Annotated in this window: 4 protein-coding genes; 3 read left to right on the top strand and 1 reads right to left on the bottom strand. The window is 75.1% G+C overall.

What is annotated here, in order from left to right; all coding sequences use genetic code 11:
- Positions 1-707: methyltransferase domain-containing protein (locus FNQ90_RS13480; RefSeq protein ID WP_407699360.1), on the top strand; the 707-nt coding region annotated here is incomplete at its 5' end.
- 12 nt (positions 708-719) lie between these two features.
- On the opposite strand, the gene FNQ90_RS27365 is transcribed toward FNQ90_RS13480, so the two are convergent.
- On the bottom strand, positions 720-2,240 hold the full coding sequence (locus tag FNQ90_RS27365; RefSeq protein WP_323379940.1) for a hypothetical protein: 1,521 nt from the start codon (positions 2,238-2,240) through the stop codon (positions 720-722).
- 303 nt (positions 2,241-2,543) lie between these two features.
- On the opposite strand from FNQ90_RS27365, the gene FNQ90_RS13470 reads away from it, so the two are divergent.
- Together FNQ90_RS13470 and lgt are read left to right on the top strand one after the other, a co-directional pair.
- Complete coding sequence (locus FNQ90_RS13470; RefSeq protein WP_182606603.1) at positions 2,544-3,290, top strand: DsbA family protein; 747 nt, start codon at positions 2,544-2,546, stop codon at positions 3,288-3,290.
- Between the two features lie 147 nt (positions 3,291-3,437).
- Positions 3,438-4,546: prolipoprotein diacylglyceryl transferase (gene lgt, locus FNQ90_RS13465; RefSeq protein WP_228471117.1), on the top strand; the 1,109-nt coding region annotated here is incomplete at its 3' end.

Raw genomic sequence — 4,546 nt, 5'->3', positions numbered from 1 at the left:
AAGAATACAAAAGGGGTGGGCATCGCGCCGCCCACCCCCTCACACCGCGACGCGGCACGCGGCCCGCCGGACGCACCTGGTCCGGTGACCTCTACGCCGAGGCCCTGCGTGCCGGCTCCGGGCCGCTCTATCTGCGCGGACCCGACGGTGGGCTCCTGCCCCTGGACGTCGAACGCTGGTGCTCCGGCCCCGACGAGGCCGACCGTTCGGTGCTGCGTCGCTGTCGGGGCAGTGTGCTGGACGTCGGATGCGGTCCCGGCCGGATGGTCTGCGAACTCGCCCGGCGGGGTCGTCCGGCGCTGGGCATCGATGTCGCCCGCAGCGCCGTGGAGCGCACCCGCCGTGGCGGCGGCACCGCCCTTCTGGCCTCGGTCTTCGACCCCCTGCCCGCCGAGGGGCGCTGGGGCGGCGTGCTGCTGCTCGACGGAAACATCGGGATCGGCGGTGACCCGGTCCGTCTCCTGCGCCGTGTGCGGGAGGTGGCCGCGCCCGGCGCCCGGCTGGTCGTCGAGGCCGCTCCCGACCAGATCGACGAGCGGGGGCCCGCCCGGCTGGACAACGGGAACGGCGCGGCCGGTCCGGTCTTCCCCTGGGCCCGGGTGGGCACCGCCGCGCTGCGGGAGAACGCCGAGCGGACCGGGTGGCGACCGGTGGAGGAGTGGCGGGTGGCGGACCGTCCCTTCCTGCTCCTGCGGGCGGGGGAGTGAGACCGTCCGGTCTCACCAGCCGGTGAGCAGCAGGTGGTTGACCGCCACGGCGGTCGCCGCCTGCGCGGGCAGCCACCACCGCGCCCACCGGTCGGGGAGGAGGGCGGCGGCCGGGATCAGCCACATCACGAAGGGCAGCCAGATCCGTTCGGTCTCCGCCTTGCTCATCCCCGACATCGTCGCGGCCAGCACCGCCATCGCCGCCGCGAGGACCAGCACCACCAGCGGTCCCGCGCCCTCCGGCGTTCCGCTCCCTCCCCGTCCGGGGCCCTCCCGCCCCGCGAGGGAGCGGGGCGATTCCGCCGCCGGGGAGGAGGTGCCGCAACGGCTTTTCCCGACCGCCGGGGACACCCCGGGCGCGATGGGGAAGGAGAGGCGGACGGACGCCATGACGGAACCGGGGACGCCGCCCCGGGGACCGCGATCGGCCGTGACGCGCGTCGTGCGTCCCCGGCGCACGAGGCCGCGTGTCCACCCCGCGCCGGCGACCACCGCCCGCCGCAGTCCGGCGATCCCCGCCGGGCCCACCGTCACCGCCAGGACGGCCAGGTTCGCCCACACGAAGTAGCCCTGGGGACGCAGCCGTGCCGCGCCCTGGTGGTACCGCTCCACCACTGCCTGGTACCCCTCCCACCACCAGAAACCGCCGGCGAGGAAGGCCAGGACCACGACCGCCATCCCCGCCAGCGCGGGGAGGACCGGTCGCACGGAGCGGGTCAGGAGCAGCACCGCCAGGGCGATGGGTGCCATCAGCACCAGCCCGTAGGAAAGGAAGAACATCCAACCGAACAGCAGCCCCGCCCCGAACGCGGCGAGGCCCGGTCGGCGGGTCGCCCCGCGGGCGGCCAGGGCGAGCAGCGCCACCCCCCAGGCCGCGACCGCCGCGAAGTAGGCGTCCGCCGAGACCCCCATCCACACGGCCGCGGGCAACAGCACGACGAACGGCGCCACCCGGCGGGCCATCGGGGCCCCGGCCAGCGCACGGACCGTGACCAGCACGGCGGGCACCGTCGTGGCGCCCACCAGCAGGATGAACACCGCCCCCCACACGCCTCCGCCGGCGCCGATCCGGTCCAGTCCCACGAAGGTCAGCAGCGCCCCCGGAGGGTGTCCGGCCACGTGCACCGGCCAGTTGTCCGGGGAGTCGAGGGGGACGTGGTCGGCGAAGGTGGTCAGGAACCGCCCGAGGTCGTCCACCCGGTCCACCGCCGCCAGGTACTCGTGCCGCCCGGTGAGCCGGTCGACCACGCCGCGCTCCCAGCCGTCGATCATCGCCAGGGAGAAGGTCCAGGCGAGGGAGGCGCCCCACCCCGTCCACAGCAGACCCCGCCAGGGGAGTCGGCGGGCCAGGGCCGGCCCCCGGGCCACCACCAGGACGGCGATCAGCAGGGTCGGCACGGTCCCGGGGCCGAGGTGCGGCTCCCAATCGGCGTAGAGAGGAGGCCATCGAAGGGTCAGCCGGTTGTCCTCGTTGATCGCCGCCCCGACCACGGCGGCCACGGCGAAGAGCGCGAACGCCGCGAGGGCGGCCACCGCGTCGTGCCGGCTCGCCCGCCGGGCCCGGGCGGCGCGGCCCGCTCCGTCATCCGGGTCCCCGGGGCCCTCGGCCCCGTCACGGCGTGCGACCGGGGGCCCCGGGGGCCCCGGAGGAACGGCCGGGGGAACGGTCGGAGGGTCGACCGGGGGGACAACCGGGAAGAAGGAACGCGCACGCGGTGGGATCATCACCATCCAGGCTAGGCGGCCGAGCGGGGCGACACCGGGCACGACACCCGCACGGGGGACGGGGTGGGAGAGGTCCGTGTCCGTCGCGCCCCCCGCTCGTTGACGCAGGGCATGAGCGAGAAGAACCGGACGGGCGAGCGCAGCGCCCGCGAGCGGCTGGCGGAGGAACGGGCCCGCGAGCAGGCGGCCGAGAAGCGCCGACGGACTCTCAAGGTGTTGGGGATCTCCGTCGCGACCCTGGCCGTGGTGGGCGGCATCGGTCTCGCGGCGGGCAACACCGGGAGCGACCGCGGCACCGACGGCCCGCCCTCCGAGCCGATCGCGCAGGGCCCGGCGGGCGCCCCGGCGACCCTCACCGTCTACGAGGACTTCCGCTGTCCGGCGTGCGCGCAGTTCGAGACGTACTACAAGGACACCATCCGTGACCTCCAGGGGGAGGGGAAGCTGCGCACCGAGTACCACCTGGTCACCATCATCGACGACGGTCTCGGTGGCCAGGGCTCCACCCGCGCGGCCAACGCCGTGATCTGCGCGGAGGACGCCGGTCGGTTCTCCGAGTACCACGATCTGCTCTTCGAGGAGCAGCCCGCCGAACGCACCGACGCGTTCGCCGACCGGGAGACCCTCATCGGGTTGGCCGCTCGGATCGACGGGCTGGACACCGAGGGGTTCCGGGACTGCGTGCTGGGGGAGACCCACGCCGACCGGGTGGCCCGCACCAACGCGGCCTTCCGGGACTCCGAGTACGGCGCCACCCCCACCGTCCTGCTCAACGGCGAGAGCGTCTACGGTGACCCCTCCGACCCGCTGACCGTCGAGCGGCTGCGGGAACTCGTGGAGGAGATCGCCGGCGAATGACCCGGGTCCGGCCCCACCCACCTGCGTCGTCGGAACCGCCGGTGGGTGCGGGGCCGGCGTCCGTCGCGCACCGTCCCGGACGGATGGTGCGCACCGCACACCGCACGCACCGGGGACCGCGGCGGACAGGGTAGCCTCGGCCCCACCATGGACATCCTCGCCTCCATTCCCAGCCCCGGCACGAGCGAGATCCAGCTCGGGCCGTTTCCCCTGCGCGCCTACGCGGTGTGCATCATCCTCGGCGTCTTCGTCGCCGGCTGGCTCGGCGGCCGGCGCTGGGTGGCGCGCGGCGGAAAGCCCGGTACGGTCGCCGACGTGATGGTGTGGGCGGTGCCCTTCGGCCTGGTCGGCGCCCGGGTGTACCACGTGGCCACGGACTATCAGCTGTACTTCGGCGAGGGACGGGACCCGTGGGACGCCGTCCGCATCTGGGACGGCGGCATCGGGATCTGGGGCGCCATCGCGGGAGGGGCGCTGGGGGCCTGGATCGCCTGCCGGCGGCGGGGCATCGCGCTCCCCCCCTTCGCCGACGCGGTGGCACCGGGGATCGCCTTCGCCCAGGCCATCGGACGGTGGGGCAACTGGTTCAACCAGGAATTGTACGGGCGGGCCACCGACCTGCCCTGGGCCCTGGAGATCGACAACGCCCGCGACACCGGTACCTTCCACCCCACCTTCCTCTACGAATCCCTGTGGTGCCTGGGGCTGGGCCTGCTGGTGATCTGGGCGGACCGGCGCTTCCGACTCGGCCACGGGCGCGCGTTCGCGCTGTACGTCGCCGGCTACACGGCGGGACGCTTCTGGATCGAGTACCTGCGGATCGACGAGGCCCACGAGTTCCTCGGTCTGCGCCTGAACAACTGGACCGCGTTGGTCGTCTTCCTGCTGGCGGTCGCCTGGTTCGTGCTCTCCGCCCGCCTGCGGCCCGGCCGCGAGGAGGTCGTGGAGCCGGACCGCGACGGCGGAACGACGGACGGCACCGACGCGACCGGGAACGCCGCCGGCACCGCCGGGGCCGCGGGGAGCGACGGGAACGGGGAGCCGGCCGAATCCGTGGGGGCGACGGAGACAACCGGGAAGACCGGGGAGACCGGGGAGAGGAGCACCGCCGCGAAGCGGGCCGGGACGGTCACCGGCGCGGCGGCCGCCACCGACGGCGTCGGTGCCCCGGTCGCGGGCGAGGGCTCGGGCCGGGGCGCCTCCGCCGGGGAACCGGCCGACCTCGATCCCCCCGCCGCCCCCGGCGAGCGCGACTG

This window comes from Streptomyces alkaliphilus, assembly GCF_014141535.1.
Taxonomy (GTDB): domain Bacteria; phylum Actinomycetota; class Actinomycetes; order Streptomycetales; family Streptomycetaceae; genus Streptomyces; species Streptomyces alkaliphilus.
The sequence above is the reverse complement of the archived record's forward strand: the minus strand, read 5'-3'. Positions and strand labels throughout refer to the sequence as shown.

Coding starts and splice junctions, on each gene's coding strand:
- FNQ90_RS13470 (WP_182606603.1), top strand. CDS start 2,544: ATGAGCGAGAAGAACCGGACGGGCGAGCGCAGCGCCCGCGAGCGGCTG.